General features: G+C 62.9%; 16 protein-coding genes and 1 tRNA gene. 11 read left to right on the top strand and 6 right to left on the bottom strand.

The window, feature by feature from the left end; genetic code table 11:
* The first annotated feature begins 83 nt into the window (after window positions 1–83).
* From F753_RS29155 to F753_RS29145, 3 genes are all read left to right on the top strand, one after another.
* Complete coding sequence (locus F753_RS29155) at window positions 84–368, top strand: hypothetical protein (RefSeq protein ID WP_023444221.1); 285 nt, start codon at window positions 84–86, stop codon at window positions 366–368.
* A gap of 263 nt (window positions 369–631) precedes the next feature.
* Window positions 632–943 carry a hypothetical protein gene (locus F753_RS29150; RefSeq protein ID WP_023444220.1) on the top strand — a complete coding sequence of 104 codons (312 nt, stop codon included), beginning with the start codon at window positions 632–634 and terminating at the stop codon, window positions 941–943.
* 320 nt (window positions 944–1,263) lie between these two features.
* Entirely contained in the window at window positions 1,264–1,635 is a 372-nt protein-coding gene (locus F753_RS29145) for a hypothetical protein (protein WP_023444219.1), read from the top strand.
* A 336-nt stretch (window positions 1,636–1,971) separates the two neighbouring features.
* Here the strand turns inward: F753_RS29145 and F753_RS29140 are convergent.
* Both F753_RS29140 and F753_RS29130 read right to left on the bottom strand, forming a co-directional pair.
* Window positions 1,972–3,089 (bottom strand): IS3 family transposase gene (locus F753_RS29140; RefSeq protein WP_231108049.1). Its coding sequence is split into 2 segments (ribosomal slippage): window positions 1,972–2,885 and window positions 2,885–3,089, totalling 1,119 coding nucleotides; the frame shifts between segments, so codons are not numbered across the junction.
* A gap of 453 nt (window positions 3,090–3,542) precedes the next feature.
* A tRNA-Arg gene (locus F753_RS29130) sits at window positions 3,543–3,619 on the bottom strand.
* A gap of 265 nt (window positions 3,620–3,884) precedes the next feature.
* Between F753_RS29130 and F753_RS29125 the strand changes: the two genes are divergently transcribed.
* Window positions 3,885–4,586 carry a cytochrome b/b6 domain-containing protein gene (locus F753_RS29125; RefSeq protein ID WP_023444216.1) on the top strand — a complete coding sequence of 234 codons (702 nt, stop codon included), beginning with the start codon at window positions 3,885–3,887 and terminating at the stop codon, window positions 4,584–4,586.
* 37 nt (window positions 4,587–4,623) lie between these two features.
* Here F753_RS29125 and F753_RS29120 read toward each other — a convergent pair whose 3' ends face one another.
* Window positions 4,624–5,076 carry a c-type cytochrome gene (locus F753_RS29120; RefSeq protein WP_023444215.1) on the bottom strand — a complete coding sequence of 151 codons (453 nt, stop codon included), beginning with the start codon at window positions 5,074–5,076 and terminating at the stop codon, window positions 4,624–4,626.
* Window positions 5,077–5,389: 313 nt separating this feature from the next.
* Between F753_RS29120 and gabD the strand changes: the two genes are divergently transcribed.
* The 5 genes from gabD to F753_RS29095 all read left to right on the top strand — a co-directional run bounded on the left by gabD (window position 5,390) and on the right by F753_RS29095 (window position 12,935).
* A complete protein-coding gene (gabD, locus tag F753_RS29115) occupies window positions 5,390–6,838 on the top strand; it encodes an NADP-dependent succinate-semialdehyde dehydrogenase (protein WP_023444214.1) in 1,449 nt (482 codons plus the stop codon).
* Between the two features lie 155 nt (window positions 6,839–6,993).
* Window positions 6,994–8,199: an HDOD domain-containing protein gene (locus tag F753_RS29110; RefSeq protein ID WP_023444213.1), complete on the top strand. Its 1,206-nt coding sequence runs from the start codon at window positions 6,994–6,996 to the stop codon at window positions 8,197–8,199.
* 235 nt (window positions 8,200–8,434) lie between these two features.
* Complete coding sequence (locus F753_RS29105; protein WP_023444212.1) at window positions 8,435–10,540, top strand: 3-hydroxyacyl-CoA dehydrogenase NAD-binding domain-containing protein; 2,106 nt, start codon at window positions 8,435–8,437, stop codon at window positions 10,538–10,540.
* A 43-nt stretch (window positions 10,541–10,583) separates the two neighbouring features.
* Window positions 10,584–11,780 (top strand): acyl-CoA dehydrogenase family protein, encoded by a 1,197-nt coding sequence (locus F753_RS29100; RefSeq protein WP_023444211.1) that lies wholly within the window; start codon window positions 10,584–10,586, stop codon window positions 11,778–11,780.
* Between the two features lie 12 nt (window positions 11,781–11,792).
* A complete protein-coding gene (locus F753_RS29095) occupies window positions 11,793–12,935 on the top strand; it encodes an acyl-CoA dehydrogenase family protein (RefSeq protein ID WP_023444210.1) in 1,143 nt (380 codons plus the stop codon).
* A 358-nt stretch (window positions 12,936–13,293) separates the two neighbouring features.
* Here the strand turns inward: F753_RS29095 and F753_RS29090 are convergent, their stop codons facing one another.
* The gene (locus tag F753_RS29090; protein WP_023444209.1) at window positions 13,294–14,652 is read right to left on the bottom strand and encodes a spinster family MFS transporter; all 1,359 of its coding nucleotides are present in this window, start codon (window positions 14,650–14,652) and stop codon (window positions 13,294–13,296) included.
* Between the two features lie 147 nt (window positions 14,653–14,799).
* Entirely contained in the window at window positions 14,800–15,684 is an 885-nt protein-coding gene (locus tag F753_RS29085) for an alpha/beta hydrolase family protein (protein WP_023444208.1), read from the bottom strand.
* A gap of 100 nt (window positions 15,685–15,784) precedes the next feature.
* Here F753_RS29085 and F753_RS29080 point away from each other — a divergent pair, with 100 nt between their 5' ends.
* The gene (locus F753_RS29080; protein ID WP_015278855.1) at window positions 15,785–16,363 is read left to right on the top strand and encodes a TetR/AcrR family transcriptional regulator; all 579 of its coding nucleotides are present in this window, start codon (window positions 15,785–15,787) and stop codon (window positions 16,361–16,363) included.
* Window positions 16,364–16,366: 3 nt separating this feature from the next.
* Here the strand turns inward: F753_RS29080 and F753_RS29075 are convergent, their stop codons facing one another.
* On the bottom strand, window positions 16,367–17,152 hold the full coding sequence (locus F753_RS29075) for an IclR family transcriptional regulator (protein ID WP_023444207.1): 786 nt from the start codon (window positions 17,150–17,152) through the stop codon (window positions 16,367–16,369).
* Between the two features lie 169 nt (window positions 17,153–17,321).
* Here F753_RS29075 and F753_RS29070 point away from each other — a divergent pair, with 169 nt between their 5' ends.
* On the top strand, window positions 17,322–18,947 hold the full coding sequence (locus F753_RS29070; protein ID WP_023444206.1) for an AMP-binding protein: 1,626 nt from the start codon (window positions 17,322–17,324) through the stop codon (window positions 18,945–18,947).
* Window positions 18,948–19,015: the final 68 nt, after the last annotated feature.

Raw genomic sequence — 19,015 nt, 5'->3', positions numbered from 1 at the left:
TATGTCCCCACCCTGCCCCGCCGTGATGGCAGTGCCTTCGACAACCTGATCAAAGCCAATCTCAAGGCCTGAGGAGTTCCATCATGAAACTGATCAAATGCGACAACGTGACCCCTCTGCATCCATCTATGGAGGCCCGCGAGCATAAGTACCTCAAGCATCTGGCTTCAGCTATGAGTCACTACCTTGAGAACCCCCATGGCACCGAGCTTATCTGCGTCCTCGGCTCCGGCTACGAGAAGGATAACCGGCATGCCCTCGAGACCTGGGTCGCCTACCACCGCAACGAAGTGTTCGAAAAGCGCCTGGAGGGCCGTAGCCCGCTGGACTTTCTGATCGAGAAGCTTGAAAGCTTATTGGCTAACTAAGTGCAGAAGGGGCCGAAAGGCCCCTTCATTGTTCTCCCCCTGGCAGCGGCGAGCGTGATCCATTCCCCCGCCGAGCTGCGTTTGGATCAACGGTTCCACTGTCGGCAAAGCGCAACTTGAACATCCAGTCAGGCAGTTAAAGACCCGGATCAGCGTATTGGTTACTATCCAAGGCGCGAACCAGAGCACATTTTTTCTCCTGCCCGTTGATGGGCAATAGGGAGGTCGGGAGTACAGGGACAGTGGTAAAGAAGCAGTGCGTATTGGCCAGCTGGGTTGGCGGGAATGATCTCAAGGCAGTTGCAGGTGCTGAGGCAGGCCCGATTCTGGCGACGCTGAACACGGTGTCCTTCGATAGCGTCGAACTGCTCTGCTCATACCCCTCCGAGCTAGTGGAGCCCTACCTGGCCTGGCTGCGCCAGCAGGTCGATGTACCCATCACCGCGCATTACTTTTTCCTGTCTTCCCCCGTTCATTTCGGCGAGATCTACCAGGCCGCCAGTCAGCATTTAAAGCGGCTGAATACTTCCGCCAATCAGCTCTCCATTCTGCTCAGCCCTGGCGGTTCGCTATGAAGGGCATGCTTAGGCCAGCGGCTCTGCTCAGCCTAGGTTGGAGTAAGTGCAACGACTTCGGCTGCTCAGAAATTTCAGTCGCTTATGCTGGAGGGAGTAACGGTTACCGATATAAGGAGCGCGGTATGATACTGGAAAATGGGCACACTGAATTCTTCCCCGGGCGGTCTGGCAGGCTAGGCGTTACCTTGTGTAGAGGATGGGAATCGCCATATGGAACCGGCTTGGTCCTGCCGTTCAGTCTGACATCAGTAGAGCCTGGGCAGGACAGATGCTCTAGCCGTTCGCAGCTTTGGCGTGATGCGGATGGAGATTTATGGATGATCTCCTATCTCGAAGGGCCGTGCGAGTGGCTGGGCTGCTTTATGGGGCAAGACGTCAAGAGTGCTCAGGAGGCGCTTAGGGCTAACCGGGCGCGTGAGCTGCAGCCCCTTGATGCATACAGGATTCTGGCTGCAACAGATGGTCTCCCACGAGAGGAGATCGAGATCTTAGTGAAGGAAAAAGTTCGGTCAGCAGAATTTGAATGGGGGTACTTAGATTCACAGTTTTTATGGGGACGTGGGGAGCAAGAATTTTACCAAGTGTACAAATTTCGCGACGGATCAGCGCTGCGAGTCACTCACCCGGCTAGCGTGTTTTATGTGGGAATGAAGGTCATTGAGGCCTATATGGCGCCTAACCATAAGTAGGCCTATTGTGTCGGTTGGTGACGGCGGGGCTGGTCTCAAATAGGCCAGCCACCAGCATAGCTTCCACAGCCCGCTGGATCAGGTCTCGCGCTCCTTGGCGCAGCAGGTCGGTCAATGGCTTATTCATGGCGGCGTATCTGGCTGATTTGTTTGGCGACTAACAATCAACCAGATACGCCGCTTTTTTCAATTCCTCAAACACTACATTCAGTTATAACTCGTGCCGGGCGCATATACGTACAGCTGTAATCTTGCGTGTTATGCGGATTCATGTTTAATTACCCCTTGGGAGAATGGCGATGAAGATTGAATCGCCCCGGATTTCTTAGGGATTTCTTAGACACTTCCCAGGCTCAGTAAATGTCGCTTCTCAAACTCTACTGGTGACAGCTGGTTGTTGAAACCGTGTCGGCGTTTTGGGTTGTAAAACATCTCGATGTAGTCGAACACATCAGCGCGTGCGTCCTGCCTGGTGCTATAGATTTTTCGCCTGATCCGTTCCCGCTTCAGCAGCTGGAAAAAGCTTTCCGCTACTGCGTTGTCATGGCAATTGCCGCGCCGACACATGCTGCCAAGCAAGTTGTTGGCTTTCAGGAAGCTCTGCCAGTCGCCGCTGCTGAACTGGCTCCCCTGATCTGAGTGAATCATCACTTCCTGCTTTGGCTTACGCCGCCAAACTGCCATCAGCAACGCATCAATAGCCAGGTCGCTGGTCATCTGCGGTTTCATTGACCAACCGATTACCTGCCGCGAGAACAGATCGAGCACCACCGCCAAATACAACCAGCCCTCATAGGTGCGGATGAAGGTGATGTCCGTGACCCAGACCTTGTTGGGTTCGGTGACATTGAATCGGCGCTCCAGATGATTCGGTGAAGCCGCTGGAGGCTTACCACCATAGCGGCCCGGTCGGCGACGATACCCTGTCTGTGAGCGCAGCCCTTCCAAGCGCATCAGTCGAGCAACACGATGCTTGCCGCATGCTTCTCCAGGCTCACGCAGGTCGTCGTGGATTTTGCGGTAGCCGTACACACCGCCGCTCTCTAGCCACGCGTGCTTAATCAGTCCAAGCAGGCGTTGATCATCCTTGGCTCGTGCCGACTTCGGTTCAGCCAGCCACGCGTAGTAACCACTGGCATGTACTTTCAGCGTCAGGCACAGGCGGCGAACCGAATAGTCAGCGGATAGCTGGTTGATGAAGGCGTACTTCAGCCGCACTCCTTGGCAAAGTACGCGGCGGCCTTTTTTAGGATGTCTCGCTCTTCGGTCACGCGCTTGAGTTCGGTACGAAGACGACGCAGCTCAGCTTGCTGATCGTCCTCTTGCGCGCGCCGCTCTTGGGGCTTGCTGTAGCGCTTAACCCAGGCATACAGGCTGTGGGTCGACATGCCCAAACGAGCAGCTACCTCCGCCACTGGCAGACCTCGTTCGGTCACCTGTTTGACTGCTTCGATTTTGAATTATTCGGGATAACGCGGGTTGCTCATGACTCCTCCTAGTGGGCCGTATTATGAGGCCTGGAGGTGTCTACGAAACTAGGGGCGATTCAGATTATGTTCAGCTGTCTTATCACTTGCTGCGTTTTCCATGGTCTGGATCGGGAGCTACGTTTGTGGGGTAAGGGCTGAGCTTCTGAATTCGGCTGAGTGCAGCGCGGCTGTTTTGAGCGTATGTGCGTCGCGCGATGAGCTAGTGCTCGTGCAGGTGGCAAGGGATGGCACTCCGTCAGAGGATGCGGCACGGTATAGGCACAGAATTGGCACAGCCCGAAATACAGCCAAAAACGGTGGCCAGGGCAGTGCTCGTCGCGTCTGACGGCCGACATCGGGAGGTTCGTGCAGGAGTGGGCCAGCACGAGATTTGAATCGGCTTGAGCTTTATAAAAAAGTTTATAAAACAAAGAGATATGGCGCACCAGGCGGGATTCGAACCCACGACCCCCGCCTTCGGAGGGCGGTACTCTATCCAGCTGAGCTACTGGTGCGCATGTGTTGCGGCGGTCTATTTGACCATTAGCTGACACCCTTCTCAACTCGGTGAGTATTGCCTTCGGAGGGCAGTACTCTATCCAGCTGAGCTACGGATGCGTTGCGGGGCGCAATCATACGCATGTCGTTGACGGGCGTCCATGCTGGTGCGGCCGGACGGATACGGTCCAAGTGCGGCTTTTTCGCAGCTGCCCGAGGCTGGTCCGGCTGGTACCCTTGCGTGTCGCGGCCGGGGGCCGTGGGTGTTCGAATGGCGAGGGGATGGAGATGTCGGGCCATATCAAACTCTGGGATGCGCCGCTGCGGCTGTTTCACTGGTTGTTCGCCGGGACGGTGATCGCAGCCGTCGTCACCGGCTGGGTGGGCGGCAATCTGATGCCCTGGCATGGCCGGCTCGGTCTGCTGGTGCTGGGGCTGCTGGTATTTCGTCTGATGTGGGGCTTCGTCGGGTCGACCTACGCACGCTGGTCGCGGATCTTCGCGGCAACCGTCGGTGTGAAGGACTATCTGCAGGGCAACTGGCGCGAGGCCGGGCACAACCCGCTCGGTGCTTTTTCGGTGCTGGCCATGCTGCTGCTGGTGAGCTTTCAGGTGACAAGCGGCTTGATGGCAACCGATGACATTGCCTTCCAGGGCCCGCTTTATGCGTTGGTCAGCAGCGAAACCGGCAGCGCGCTGAGCGGCCTGCATCGGCAGGCAAAGTGGCTGCTGCTGGTGCTGATCGGCATGCACATCGGGGCCATCATCTATTACACGCTGGTGATGCGCCGTCCGCTGGTGCGCGCGATGATTGCAGGAAGAACGCAGCGCGAGCACCCGACCCAGCAGGATGCCCGCGGTGGTTCGCTGTTCGCGGCGGTGCTGGCGATTGCGCTGGGTGCGGCCTGCGTATGGGGCGTGCAAGCGGTAGGGGATTGGCTGGAGCCGGAGCCCGCTGCGGTCGCACCGAGCCTGGACTGGTAAGCCAGCCGACTGGCAGGTGTCGGCTGGCTGCGCCGGGTCAGTCGGCGCGGAACTTGTCGTGGCAGGACTTGCAGCTGCCGCCGACATCGCCGAAGGCCTTCTTGATGGCGGCCTGATCACCTTCTGCGGCGACTTTGGCGAGCTGGTTGGCGGCGGCGGTGAAGTTGCGACCGATCTGGCCGGCCTCATCGAGGTTCTGGAAGAACTCAGGCTTCAGACGGGTCGCCTTGCCCAGCTGCTCGGTAGTGGTATCCGGGCTGTACAGGCTGCCCATGCCGGCATTGGCGATGGCGGCGATGGCATTGGCGGCGGCGGCGACCTTGGCCTGGTCGTAGGGCTCCTTACCGTCGACCACCTGGGCCTTGATCTTGCCCATGTTCCAGGACATGAACTGGTAGCCGGCCTGGCGGGTTTCGACCATCTCTTCCGGCTTCATCTGCGCCTGGACGGCAGTGCTGGCCAGCAGGGCGGCGGCCACGGCGCCTGTCATCAATGCTTTCACGGTAACTCCTTATCGATCCTTGGTTATCGGCGGCCGAGGCCGCTCGCGCGCAACTATACCCCGGCCAGTAGTAGGGTTTGGGTAACAAGTCGTGACAGGCCGTGCGATGTATCAGGCTGGTCAATGGCGCGACAACGTCATGCGTCATGAGCTTGCCGGGCCAGTGGCTGCGGTCCTAGCATGGCCGTTCGCAGTGCAATGCGGCGACAGGAACCGGGCGGCGAAGGACGGTTCAGATGATCGTCGTATCAGCCAAACTTTCCGCAGCGGGCCTGCCGCTACGATGCCCGAGGAGACTGCCATGCAACTCAAAGACACCGCTCTGTTCCGTCAGCAGGCCTATATCGATGGCGCCTGGGTCGATGCCGACAGCGGCCAGACCATCAGCGTGAACAACCCTGCCACCGGCGAAACGCTTGGCACGGTGCCGAAGATGGGCGCCGCGGAAACCCGTCGCGCCGTCGATGCCGCCGAGCGTGCGTTGCCGGCCTGGCGTGATCTGACCGCCAAGGAGCGTTCGCAGAAGCTGCGCCGCTGGTTCGAGCTTTTGATGGAGAACCAGGACGATCTGGGCCGGCTGATGACCTTGGAGCAGGGCAAGCCGCTGGTCGAGGCCAAGGGCGAGATCGCCTACGCCGCCTCCTTCATCGAGTGGTTCGCCGAGGAAGCCAAGCGCATCTACGGCGATACCATTCCTGGCCATCAGAAAGACAAACGCATCATCGTCATCAAGCAGCCGATCGGCGTGACCGCGGCGATCACCCCGTGGAATTTCCCGGCAGCGATGATCACCCGCAAGGCCGGCCCGGCACTCGCAGCTGGCTGCACCATGGTGATCAAACCCGCTTCGCAGACGCCGTTCTCGGCACTGGCGATGGTCGAGCTGGCCGAACGCGCCGGGATTCCCAAGGGCGTGCTCAGCGTCGTGACCGGCTCGGCCGGCGACATCGGCAACGAGCTGACCGCCAACCCCAAGGTGCGCAAGATTTCCTTCACCGGCTCCACCGAGGTTGGCGCCAAGTTGATGGAGCAGTGCGCGCCGGGGATCAAGAAGGTGTCCCTCGAGTTGGGCGGCAATGCGCCGTTCATCGTCTTCGACGACGCCGATCTGGACGAGGCGGTGAAGGGTGCCGTGCAGTCCAAGTATCGCAATGCCGGGCAGACCTGTGTCTGCGTCAATCGCATCTATGTGCAGGATGGCGTGTATGACGCCTTCGCCGAGAAATTCCAGGCGGCGGTGGCCAGGCTGCGGGTCGGTAATGGCCTGGAGGAGGGCACGGATCTCGGCCCGCTGATCGATGATCGCGCTGCCGCCAAGGTCCGCGAGCATATCGAGGATGCCGTCGCCCAGGGCGCGCGACTGGTGGCGGGCGGCCAGGCCCATGCGCTTGGCGGCAGCTATTTCGAGCCGACCGTGCTGGTCGACGTGCCGGACAGCGCCAAGGTGGCCAAGGAAGAGACCTTCGGCCCGCTGGCGCCGCTGTTCCGCTTCAAGGACGAGGCCGATGCGATCGCCAAGGCCAACGACACCGAGTTCGGCCTGGCCTCCTACTTCTACGCGCGCGATCTGGGCCGGGTGTTCCGCGTCGCCGAGGCGCTGGAGTACGGCATGGTCGGCATCAATACCGGGCTGATCTCTACCGAAGTGGCGCCGTTCGGCGGCGTGAAGTCCTCCGGTCTCGGCCGCGAGGGCTCCAAGTACGGCATCGAGGATTACCTGGAGATCAAGTATCTCTGCATGGGCATCTGAGCCACCTGCGACAGCTGGCCTCAGGGGCCGAGGCTGGCTGTTTGCTATAGGTCCGTGCAGAATCGCGCCCCCACTGGCGCGATCCCTCTCGAGGATCTTTCGCCATCTACCTACACCGTCGCTAGGCTGTGGTGACATCTCCAGCGAGCAGTGCAGTGAGCATCTCCGCCCAAGTTTCATTCGTTCTGGTTGCCTACAACGAGCCCTGGCGCGCGGATCAGCTTTGTCAGCTGGTGCGCGAACTGCGCCCCGGTATGCGCGTGCAGCCAGCGGCCGATGGGCATGCCGCGCTGGAACTGTGCAAGCGTCAGGTGCCCAGCCTGTTGATCGTCGATGGTGAGCTGGATGGCCTTGATGGCCGCCAACTGCTGCGCGAACTGCGTCGCCACGGTCCGACCCAGCGCCTGCCCTGCGTGCTGATCAGCGCGCGCACCGATACCGCCAGCGTACGCACCGTGCTGCCGCTGGCACCCGCCGCCTACCTGGGCAAACCCTATGATCTCGACGACCTGCGCCAGCGCCTGGACAAACTGTTGCCGCGTTCGGCCGGTCGTGCAGGGATAACGACGCCCGCATCGACAGACAGCGTGGACAGTTTTCTTGAGCGCATGCGCCCGCATAACCGCGGCGCGCCGCTGCAGGAGGGGGTGCTGGTGGCACTGCAGCGTCTGCAGAGCGGTGATCAGGATTTCGCCGAGCTCGAAGAGCTGTTGGCCCGCGACCCGCAGGTGACCGCGCGGCTGATCAGCGTCGCCAGCAGCGGTACGCAACAGGCCGCACCATGCCTCAGCCTGGGCGAGGCACAGCGCCGGCTCGGCGCTGCGCGCAGTCTCCAGCTGGTGACCGAGCTGGCGCTGCAGCACAACGCCCGGCTGATCGAGCCACGTCTGGCCGAACTGGGTGCGCAGCTTGGCGCGCAGGCGCTGCGCACCGCACGCCTGGCCAGCTGGTTGGCGCGGCAGCTGAAGCTGGACAGAGAGCTCTGCTTCAGCGCCGGCCTGCTGAGGAATATCGGTGAACTGGCGCTATTACGCAGCCTGCAGGACTGGCTCGACAGTGGCGGTGAGCTGGATGAGTCGAGTCTTCAGCGCTGCCTGCGGGAACGGGCCGCAGGCTTTGGCTCGGCGTTGCGCGCGCAATGGGCGCTGCCGCTGGAGTTGCGCCAGGTGATCGCGGCCTACTACGCCCTGGGCGCCGGCGCACTCAGCCGCGAAGCGCTGGTGCTCAACCTGACGCGGCTGCTGATCGATCTGCCGGAAGGCGGCGAGCCCGCCTCCCTTTCCGGCGAGCGGACGGTGCGTTTGCTGCGTATCGACCCCGACCTGCTCGCTCGCGCCCCGCGGCATGCCGTTTCCGGCTGACACCGCCGCCCCCGCTTTTGCGGCGACATTTCTCTGACTGATAGTGCTGTGCGACGCCCGGTCCGGCTGCCGGCAATATCAAGCACTGACGCGCGTTGCGCCCATTTGCCTCGCTTGATTGCTGTCCGATGCCGGCCTATCGACATGCGTAACGTGACTCCTTTATTCTGCTGTGCGAAACATGATTCCGTGAAATTACAATTCCAATCAGCATTTCACACAGCGGAGGCCAGTCATGACAGATGTCGTACGGCTCGAAGTTCAGGGCGATATCGCGCTGATCACGGTCAACAATCCACCGGTCAACGCCCTCGGCCAGGCGGTGCGCGAGGGGCTGCTGAAGGCCTTTCAGCATGCCGAAGCGGACCAGCACGTCCGCGCCGTGGCGCTGGTGTGCGAGGGCAATACCTTTATTGCCGGCGCGGACATAAAGGAGTTCGGCAAGCCGCCGCAGGCGCCGAGCCTGCCCGAGGTGATCGAGGTCATCGAAGGCTGCAACAAGCCGAGCGTTGCAGTCATTCATGGCACCGCACTCGGTGGCGGGCTGGAAGTTGCGCTGGGTTGTCATTACCGCATTGCCCGCAAGGACGCCAAGGTCGGCCTGCCCGAAGTGAAGTTGGGTCTGTTACCCGGTGCCGGTGGTACCCAGCGATTGCCGCGTTTGGCAGGGGTCGAGAAAGCGCTGGACATGATTGTCAGCGGCACGCCGATCAGCGCTGCCGAGGCTGTCGAGCACAGCATCGTCGACGAGCTCTTCGAGGGTGATTTGGTGGACGCTGGCCTGGCCTACGCCCGTAGTATGGTCGAGGAAGGCCGCGCCCCGCGACGCACTGGCGAGCAGTCTCAAGGCCTTGAGGGCGCCGACAACGAGGCGCTGATCCGCGCCAAGCACGCCGAGGTGGCCAAGCGCATGCCTGGGCTGTTCTCGCCGCTGCGCTGCATTGCGGCGGTCGAGGCCGCGACAAAGCTGCCGCTGACCGAGGGCCTCAAGCGTGAGCGTGAGCTGTTCGCCGAGTGCCTGAACTCGCCTCAGCGTGGTGCCTTGGTCCATTCGTTCTTCGCCGAACGCCAGGCGGGCAAGATCAATGACCTGCCGTCCGACGTGAAGCCGCGGCCGATCAACTCCGCCGCGGTCATCGGTGGCGGCACCATGGGTGTCGGTATCGCCCTGAGCTTCGCCAATGCCGGTGTTCCGGTAAAGCTGCTGGAAATCAATGAGGAGGCACTGCAACGCGGCCTGCAGCGCGCCCGCGACACCTACGCGGCGAGCGTCAAACGCGGCAGCCTGACCGAGGAGGCGATGGAGAAGCGCCTCGCGCTGATCGAGGGCGTGACCGAGTACGCCGCGCTGGCCGATGCCGACGTGGTGGTCGAAGCGGTGTTCGAAGAGATGACCGTGAAGCAGCAGGTCTTCGAACAGCTGGATGCCGTCTGCAAGCCCGGCGCAATTCTCGCTTCCAACACCTCATCACTGAATCTGGATGCCATCGCCGCCTTCACCAAACGGCCGGAAGACGTGGTCGGTCTGCATTTCTTCAGCCCGGCCAACGTCATGCGCCTGCTGGAAGTAGTGCGTGGCGAGAAGACCAGCGATGAAGTGCTGGCCACTGCCATGGCCATCGGCAAACAGCTGAAGAAGGTCTCAGTGGTGGTCGGCGTTTGCGACGGCTTCGTCGGCAACCGTATGGTCTTCCAGTACGGCCGCGAGGCGGAGTTCCTCTTGGAGGAGGGCGCCACGCCGCAGCAGGTCGACGCTGCCCTGCGCAACTTCGGCATGGCCATGGGGCCGTTCGCCATGCGCGATCTGTCGGGGCTCGACATCGGCCAGGCGATCCGCAAACGCCAGCGCGCGACGCTGCCGGCGCATCTGGATTTCCCCACCGTCTCCGACAAGCTTTGCGCCGCTGGCATGTTGGGGCAGAAGACCGGCGCCGGCTACTACTGCTACGAGCCGGGCAACCGCACCCCGCTGGAGAACCCCGAACTCGTGCCTATGCTGGAAGCAGCGTCGCAGGAGAAAGGCATCGAGCGAAAGGCGCTGGACGAGCAGTACATCGTCGAGCGCTGCATTTTCGCGCTGGTCAACGAGGGCGCGAAGATCCTTGAAGAGGGCATTGCCCAGCGCTCCAGTGATATCGACGTCATCTACCTCAACGGCTACGGCTTCCCGGCGTTCCGCGGCGGGCCGATGTTCTATGCCGACAGCGTTGGCCTGGACACGGTGCTGGCGCGGGTCAAGGAGCTGCACGCACGTTGCGGCGACTGGTGGAAGCCGGCGCCACTGCTGGAAAAACTGGCCGCCGAAGGCCGCACCTTCACCGAATGGCAGGCCGGGCAATGAACGCGACCCGCCTGCAATCCGAACGCACCATGAGGACTTTCCCATGAACGTCAACTACACGGCCGAAGAGCTCGCCTTCCGCGATGAAGTGCGCGCCTTCCTGAAAAGCGAGCTGCCGGCGGACATCGCCGCCAAGGTCAAGCTCGGCAAACACATGTCCAAAGCGGATCACGAGCGCTGGCAGCAGATTCTGGTCAAGCGCGGCTGGTACGCGCCGGGCTGGCCGGTTGAACTGGGCGGCACCACCTGGGGCCCGGTCGAGAAGCACATCTTCGACGAGGAGTGCTCGGCCTTCGGCGCGCCGCGTACCGTGCCCTTTGGCGTCAACATGGTTGCCCCTGTGATCATCAAGTTCGGCACCCAGCAGCAGATCGACCATTACCTGCCGCGCATCCTCTCCGGTGAGGACTGGTGGTGCCAGGGCTATTCCGAGCCCGGTGCCGGCTCCGACCTGGCGAGCCTGAAGACCCGCGCCGTGCGCGACGGCGACCATTATGTGGTGAACGGCCAGAAGACCTGGACCACCCTCGGCCAGCACGCCAACATGATTTTCTGCCTGGTGCGCACCGACCCCGAAGCCCAGCAGCAGCGCGGCATCAGCTTCCTGTTGATCGACATGAAAAGCCCGGGCATCAGCGTGCGGCCGATCATCACCCTGGACGGCGACCACGAGGTCAACGAAGTCTTCTTCGACAACGTCCGCGTGCCGGTGGAGAACCTAGTCGGCAAGGAAAACCAGGGCTGGACATGCGCCAAGTACCTGCTGACCCACGAGCGTACGGGCCTGGCCGGCATCGGCTCGTCCAAGGCAGTGCTGGCGCATCTGAAGCGCATCGCCATGAAGGAAGTCTGCGACGGCAAGCCGATGCTCGAAGACCAGCTGTTCCGCGCTCAGGTCGCGGAGGTCGAGATGCAGCTGATGGCCATCGAGATGAGCACCCTGCGCATCCTCGCCGCGGCGAAGGAAGGCGGCGTGCCCGGTGCCGAGTCGTCGATTCTCAAGGTCAAGGGCACCGAGATTCGCCAGGCGATCACTCACCTGTTGCGCAAGGTTATCGGGCCGTACGCGCTGCCGTTCCTCGAAGAAGAGCTGCAGCTGGACTATGACGGCGAGCTGCTGCATGCCGACTACAGCGCGTCGCTGGCAGGCGACTACTTCAACATGCGCAAGCTGTCGATCTTCGGCGGCTCCAACGAAATCCAGAAGAACATCGTCTCGAAGATGATTCTCGAGCTGTAAGGGGGCACCGCAATGGACTTCAAACTGACTGAAGAGCAGCAAATGCTGCAAGACACCGCGGCGCGCCTGGTGCGCGACGCCTACCCGTTCGAGCAGCGCGAGAAATTCAGCGAGTCGGAACTGGGCTTTTCTGCCGAGTTCTGGGGCCAGCTGGGCGAGCTGGGCCTGACCGCCGTACCGTTCGCCGAAGAGATCGGCGGCTTTGGCGGCGGCGGCGTGGAAACCATGTTGGTGATGACCGAGCTGGGCCGCGGCCTGACGCTTGAGCCCTACCTGCAATCGGTGATTTTCGGCGGTGGGTTGCTCAATCAGCTGGGCAGCGATGCGCAGATAGCGGACTTGCTGCCGCAGGTTGCTGCTGGTTCGCTGCAACTGGCGGTGGCCTTCGACGAACCGCAGAGCCACTACAACTTGCACGATGTACAGACCAAAGCCGAGGCGGTCGACGGCGGGTATCGCTTGTCCGGCCGTAAGGCTGTGGTGATTGGCGGGCACAGCGCCGGGAAGATCATCGTCTCCGCACGCAGCTCAGGTGATAGCCGCGATGAGGCCGGCATCAGCCTGTTCCTGGTCGACCCGAATGCTCAAGGCGTGAGCCGCCGGGTCTACCCGACCATCGACGGACGTAAAGGCTGTGAGCTGTTCCTCGACAACGTGCAGGTCGGTGCCGATGCGGTGCTTGGCGAGATCGGTAATGCACTGCCGGCGCTGCGTTACCAGCAGGGCCGCGCTATCGCCGCGCAGTGCGCTGATGCGCTGGGCAGCATGGACGAAGCCTGCAAGCTGACCCTGGACTACCTGAAGACGCGCAAGCAGTTCGGCGTACCGATCGGCAAATTCCAGGTGCTGCAGCACCGCATGGTGGACATGCAGACCGAACTGGAGCAGGCCACCAGCATGGCGATCCTCGCCGCGACCTTTGCCGACGGCGAAGACAACGACGACCGCCGTCGCATCATCGCCTCCGCCAAATACATCTGCGCCCGCGCCGCACGCAAGGTGGCCGAGGAAGCGATCCAGCTGCACGGCGGCATCGGCATGACCTGGGAATACAACCTCGCCCACCACGCCAAGCGCCTGGTGATGATCGCCCACCAGTTCGGTGACGACGACCATCATCTGAAGGTCTATGCGAAGTTGATGCAGGTGGCGTGATCGTCCGCCGTCAGGCATGAAAAAACCCGCTCTCAGGAGCGGGTTTTTTGTGGGCGGTGGATACCGTTGCGGTGATTGTGCTGTGGGAGCGGACTTATCCGCGACGTTTCTTGGCTCCGGTGCTAAGCCGGGTATGCGAACAGTTCGGTAGGGGCGGTTGGCGCGTTTCACCACATGCGGCGGGTCGGCACGTTGGCTGGGTGGGGCGGTGGATCGGAGGAGCGTGATCCACCCTACGCTATCGGTTCGGGTTCGTAGGGTGGATGTCGCATTTCACATCCACGCGGTTGGGTCGGTACCCGTGGATCGGTGGATCGGTAAAGCGTGATCCGCCCTACGCCTGACGTCCCGCGTCCGATCAGGCCGGTCTCGCCTCTGCCTCGGCTGGCGCTACACCTTGCGGCTTCCACTCCTGCAAGCGATCCAGGCTGCCGCGGTAATGCTTGAGCCCCATGCCGAGCAGGACTATCGCGCCGACCAGCGCAACGCCGGTGACGATCAGCAGCGAGTAGCGCAGGGCGTTGTCGTCGCCAAAGACGAAGTCGGTGCCCAGCGCCACGGCGGTCGGGCCGATACCGAGGCCGACCATGGTGATGACGAACAGGTACACCGCCGACGCTTGGCCGCGCATGGAGTTGGGCATGATCTCCTGGATCGCCGCCGGGCCGACGCCGAAGGGCATGGCGATGGTGAAGACGTGCAGGGCGATCAGCGCCAGCGCCAGTTCGCCGGTGCCGGCCAGGTAGGCGAGATTGAGTGGCAGGGTCAGCGCGGCGGAGATGATGCCGACGCGCAGCGGTGCGTCGCGATAACCGCGGCGGTGCAGCAGGTCGGAGAGCCGCCCGCCGGCAATGATGCCGACCGAGCCCGCCACCGCCACCACCGAGCCGTAGAGCACGCCGACGTCGCTGGCCGACCAGCCGTAGGTGCGGATGAAGAACGTCGGAATCCACGCCGAACTGCCGTAGGCGGCGAAAGCCAGGCAGGCGAAGCCGAAGTTGTGGCAGAGCACGGTGCGGCGGTTCTGGCGAATGTAGCCGGCCACCTCGCTGAGTGGCACCTCGACGCCGGCGCCGACACCCTTGCGCGACGGCTCGCGGATCAGCAAGAGCACGGCGGTGAACAGCACGCCGGCTGCACCGAGTACGAGGAAGATCAACTGCCAGGGGCGGACCATGCCGAGCACCGGCAGCTCCACGTCGCCTTGGGCCGAGGCGAACTTGACCACCAGCCCGCCGAGCAGAAAGGCCAGGCCGGAGCCGATGTAGATGCCCATCGAATAGACGCTCATCGCGGTGCCGCGCAGCTTGGGCGGGAAGCTGTCGGCGATCAGCGAGTAGGCCGAGGGCGATAGCGCGGCCTCGCCGACACCGACGCCGATGCGGAACACGAGAAACTGCCAGAAGGTTCGCGCGGTGCCGCACAGCGCGGTCATCAGGCTCCACACCAGCACGCCGATGGCGATGATGCCGCGGCGGCTCTTGCGGTCGGCCAGGCGCCCGATGGGCACGCCGCAGATGGTGTAGAACACCGCGAAGGAGAAGCCCATCAGCAGGCTCATGTGGGTGTCGGTGATGTCCAGATCTCGGCGGATCGGTTCGACCAGCAGGTTGAGGATCTGCCGATCGACGAAGGACAGCACATAGGCGAGCATGAGGATGGCGACCGTGGCCCAGGCGCGGGTTTGCGAGGGGTAGCCGTTATTGTTGTTGTGCATGGCAAGGCTCCATTGGCGAGGAGGGCTGTAACCAGCCCATCCTCACTTTTGTCGGAGATCAGCCATCCGGCAAGGTGAATAACCCTCGCATATGTTTCGAAATATGCTAGCCGTGTTCCGCCCTGCGAAACAGGTGCGCTTGTGGGCTCACACCATCGCTTTTTGTTGGCCTGGCACCAACTCTGGCAACAGACGTGGCGTCCAGAGGTTGTCGGCGAAACTGCGACGGAAGAAGCCGAAGTGGCCGATCCGCGTGGCGCCGATTTCCGCGGGCGCGATGCGCTGCATGGTTTTCGGTGCCGAGCTGTAGAAGCCATGCAGGGATTCGGTGTTGCGCGCCGACATCATTTCGTCGTCGCTGAAGGACAGCGAGGTCAGGGGCGTGCGCACCGCCGCGAAGGCCTGGCGCACGGGCTCGCCCTCGACACCGACCAGGTAGTCCGGATGCAGGCACCAGCGCCGCCACTGGCGAATCACCCCGGCGGGCAGGTCGCCGACCGCCCCGATGCGACCGCCCGGGAAGTAGCCGGCCACGGCGGTCAGCACGGGCGCCAGACCATGCCAGAGCAGCCAGGCCTTGTTGCGGATCTGCGGGCTGTTCTCGCGCCAGTAGCCGCTGCCGGCGGCAATGGTGACGATGCGGGTCAGGCGCTCATGGCCTTTGACCAGCGGCAGGATCTGCGCGCCGACACTGTGGCCGATCCAGTACAGCGGCAGCTCACCGGCAACCTCGGCCGCCGCGGCGAGCACCGCGCTGCAGTCGTGGCGCGCCCAGTCGAGGATGTCGACGTTCAACTGGCGGAGCGGCACCCGCCGCGAGCGGCCCATGCCCAGGTAATCGAAGGTTACCGCCAAATAGCCCTGGCCGGCCAGCCAATTGGCAAAGTCGGTGTAGAAGCGCTGCGGCACGCCCATCGCCGGCGCGATCAGCACGACGCCGCATGGCAGGCTGCTCGGCTGATACCAGTAGCTGGACAGGGCATGGCCGTTGCCGTTGTCGATGGAGCGTTCTTCAACCTGTATCGTCGCCATCTTGTTGTTCTCCGCGCTTCTGCGATTGCTGCGATCGGTGCAGTATACGAAGAGCAGAAGATAATTCTAGAAAAATATTCTAGTTCAGACTGGAGGCCGGATGGCCCGTAGTAGCCGCAAGCAGGAAATCCTTCAGGCCGCACTCGCCTGTTTCACCGAGTTCGGCGTGGAGGCGACCACCATCGAGATGATTCGTGATCGCTCCGGCGCCAGCATCGGCAGCCTCTATCACCACTTCGGCAATCGCGAGCGGATCATCGCCGCGCTGTATCTGGAAGGCATCGGAGAGTACGCCGCGCTGCTGGAAGCCGGGCTGATCGAGACGCTGGATGCCGAGGCCTGCGTCCGGCTGTTCGTCACCAGCTACATCGACTGGGTGGTTGCGAACCCGGATTGGGCGCGCTTCGTCCTGCACAACCGCGGGCGGGTCGAGGCGGGCGAGATGGGCGAGCAGCTGCGCGAGGTCAATCGCACCCACGGCGAGCGGGTTGGGGCAATTCTGCGGCGCCATCGCGAAAGCGGAGCCTTTCGGCGTATGCCCGGCGACTGCTTTCTCGCGGTGGTGATCGGACCCTGCCACGACATGGCGCGCAACTGGCTGGCGGGGCGTTCCCGCACCGCGCTGGCCGACTGCCGCGAGCTGCTCGCGGACATCGCCTGGGCCAGCGTCAGGGCCTGACGATCAGACGCCGAGGCTTTCGATATCCCGAGCGAGCATTTCCAGCTGGTGGGCCAGCGAGTTCTTCAGGGTTTCCTCGCTGAGCTGGAATGACGGCGCGCCGCAGGTCAGCGCCATGATGCTGCCATCGGCCAGGTGCAGCGGCACACCGGCGGCCATCACGTTGCGGTCCCAGTCGCCGAGCGACAGGCAGAAGCCGTGCTGCACGAACTCCTCGAACGAGGCGTGCAGTGAAGCCTCGATGGCGGCCCAGTCATCACCGTACTTGCTGGCCAGAGCGGCCATCAGATGCTCGCGTTCCTTCTCCGGGGTGGCGGCGAGAAAGGCGCGGCCAGCGGCGGTGGTGGCCAGCGGCAGACGCACGCCGGCGTCCATGCGCAGGGTGGTGACCTCGGCCGGGCGGCAATTCTCCACGTAGATCATCGACAGCCGGTCGCGGCAGGTCAGGCCCACGGTGGTGTTGGTGCGGCGGGCGAACTCGTCCATGTACGGCTTGGCCAGCTGGCGCACGCGCAGGTTGGAAACGTAGGCATAACCGAGCGCCAGCACGCCGGAATCGAGTTGGTACTTCTCCAGCTGCTGCGAATAGCTGAGGTAGCCGAGCTTGGTCAGCGTGTAGGTCATGCGCGACACGGTGGGCTTTGGCAGCCCGGTGATGCGTGCGATGTCCTGATTACCCATCACCACCGAGCCATGGGTGAAGGCACGCAGCACGTCCAGCCCGCGGGCGAGGGCCTCGACGAACTTGCGATCCTTGGGTGTGCCGGTGTCTTCGATGTCGTCGCTCATGGTCTCGGTCTGTCTGGCTAGTGGGCAGCGGTGGCGAACGATAGCAGATCGCCCGACGCGGGGCAGTGCGGCCATTGGCGATCATTGCGACGGAAAAAGCGATCTACTACTATCGGATTCGACATCCAGTTTCGCACAGTAAAACAATAATTCATTTTGGAGAATGTCGATGTCCGCTTCCGTGCAAGGCTACGTGGCTAACGAACTCGCCCGTGGCGGCTACCAGAACGTCCATGACCTGCTGGCTCAGGCCTGCGCGAAGCATCCGCAGCGCGCGGCATTTTCCTGTGGCGACGACCAGCTCACCTACGCCGAGCTGGGCAGTCTTGCCGACGCGTTCGCGCGCTACCTGCGGCATCACGCCGGGCTGCAACCCGGTGACCGGCTGGCGCTGCAGCTGCCCAATTCGTTGCAATATCCCATCGCCGTGTTTGGCGCACTCAAGGCCGGGCTGGTGATCGTCAATACCAATCCGCAGTACACGGCCGTCGAAGCCCGCCATCAGTTCCGCGATTCCGGCGCCAGGGCGATCCTTGTGCTCGATCGGCTGCTGCCGCTGGTACGCGCGGTGCAGGCGGACACCGAGCTGGAGCACGTAATGCTCACCAGCGTCGATGATCTGCAGAGGCCGATTCACGAAGGCAGCGAGGCGGGAACGCAGCGCTTCATGCAGGCCCTGCGGCTGGGGGCGGAAAGCCCGCCGCTGGAGCGCGAAGCAGGCCTCGACCGGCTGGCGTTGTTGCAGTACACCGGCGGTACGACCGGTGTGTCCAAGGGCGCGATGCTCAGTCACCGCAATCTGCTAGCCAATGTGCTGCAGACCATCGAGCTGTTCGACAAGCCGGGTCTGCTGGAGCCTGAAAAGGACGTGCGCATCGCACCGCTGCCGCTGTATCACATCATGGCCTTTGCCACGAACTGCCTGAGTTCGGTGGGCATGGGCCTGCACACCGTATTCATCCGGGACGGGCGCAATCTGGACGAAACAATCGGTGCCATGCAGCGCTATCCGTTCAGCCTGCTCAGCGGCATCAACACGCTGTTCGTCGGGCTGATGAATCACCCGGAGTTTCGCAGCATCGATTTCTCCCATCTGAAGTGGGCGACGTCCGGCGGCGCGCCGCTCAACAGTGAAGTCGGGCGTCGCTGGCAGGCACTGACCGGGGCGCCGATCCGCGAAGGTTTCGGCCTGACCGAGGCCTCGCCTGTTGTGGCGACCGGTACACAGCTGAGCCCTTACCGCGAGGGCTACATCGGCCAGGCGCTGATCGAAACCGAGCTGCGCACCGTGGATGACGAGGGCAACGACGTAGCGCCGGAAATGCCGGGCGAGCTATGGCTGCGCGGCCCGCAGGTGATGCAGGGCTACTGGCAGCGACCGGACGAGACGGCCAAGGTGTTCACGCCCGAGGGATGGCTGAAGACCGGCGACATCGCCTTGCTGGATGCCGCCGGCTTCGTGAAAATCGTCGATCGCAAGAAGGACATGATCCTGGTCTCCGGCTTCAACGTCTTTCCCAACGAGATCGAGGATGTGCTGATGCAGCATCCATCCGTGCGTGAATGCGTGGCGGTCGGCGTACCGGATGCGCGCAAGGGTGAGGCAGTGAAGGTCTTCGTCAGCCTCAAGGACGATGCGGCCGACGAGCAGGCGTTGCTCGAGCATTGCCGGCAGTACCTCACCGGCTACAAGATGCCGAGCTATCTCGAGCTGCGCGACGAGCTGCCGAAGACAGCCGTGGGCAAGTTGCTGCGTCGGCAGCTGCGCGACGAGGCGCGGGGTAGCGCAGGTTGATTGCCACCTATATATAGGTGGTGAGCTGACGAACGGGCTGCAGTGCTCAGGCCCCGGTCGGCATCGAG

It is taken from the genome of Stutzerimonas chloritidismutans AW-1 (assembly GCF_000495915.1).
Taxonomy (GTDB): Bacteria; Pseudomonadota; Gammaproteobacteria; order Pseudomonadales; family Pseudomonadaceae; genus Stutzerimonas; species Stutzerimonas chloritidismutans.
This window is presented reverse-complemented; position numbering and strand designations above follow the sequence as displayed.

What these genes read in the sequence shown, in the direction of transcription:
- F753_RS29120 (WP_023444215.1), bottom strand. Translation starts at nt 5,076, where the DNA reads ATGACAGGCGCCGTGGCCGCCGCCCTGCTGGCCAGCACTGCCGTCCAG.
- F753_RS29075 (WP_023444207.1), bottom strand. Translation starts at nt 17,152, where the DNA reads ATGAGCGACGACATCGAAGACACCGGCACACCCAAGGATCGCAAGTTC.
- F753_RS29085 (WP_023444208.1), bottom strand. Translation starts at nt 15,684, where the DNA reads ATGGCGACGATACAGGTTGAAGAACGCTCCATCGACAACGGCAACGGC.
- F753_RS29095 (WP_023444210.1), top strand. Translation starts at nt 11,793, where the DNA reads ATGGACTTCAAACTGACTGAAGAGCAGCAAATGCTGCAAGACACCGCG.
- F753_RS29080 (WP_015278855.1), top strand. Translation starts at nt 15,785, where the DNA reads ATGGCCCGTAGTAGCCGCAAGCAGGAAATCCTTCAGGCCGCACTCGCC.
- F753_RS29125 (WP_023444216.1), top strand. Translation starts at nt 3,885, where the DNA reads ATGGAGATGTCGGGCCATATCAAACTCTGGGATGCGCCGCTGCGGCTG.
- F753_RS29070 (WP_023444206.1), top strand. Translation starts at nt 17,322, where the DNA reads ATGTCCGCTTCCGTGCAAGGCTACGTGGCTAACGAACTCGCCCGTGGC.
- F753_RS29155 (WP_023444221.1), top strand. Translation starts at nt 84, where the DNA reads ATGAAACTGATCAAATGCGACAACGTGACCCCTCTGCATCCATCTATG.
- F753_RS29100 (WP_023444211.1), top strand. Translation starts at nt 10,584, where the DNA reads ATGAACGTCAACTACACGGCCGAAGAGCTCGCCTTCCGCGATGAAGTG.
- gabD (WP_023444214.1), top strand. Translation starts at nt 5,390, where the DNA reads ATGCAACTCAAAGACACCGCTCTGTTCCGTCAGCAGGCCTATATCGAT.
- F753_RS29105 (WP_023444212.1), top strand. Translation starts at nt 8,435, where the DNA reads ATGACAGATGTCGTACGGCTCGAAGTTCAGGGCGATATCGCGCTGATC.
- F753_RS29145 (WP_023444219.1), top strand. Translation starts at nt 1,264, where the DNA reads ATGATCTCCTATCTCGAAGGGCCGTGCGAGTGGCTGGGCTGCTTTATG.
- F753_RS29090 (WP_023444209.1), bottom strand. Translation starts at nt 14,652, where the DNA reads ATGCACAACAACAATAACGGCTACCCCTCGCAAACCCGCGCCTGGGCC.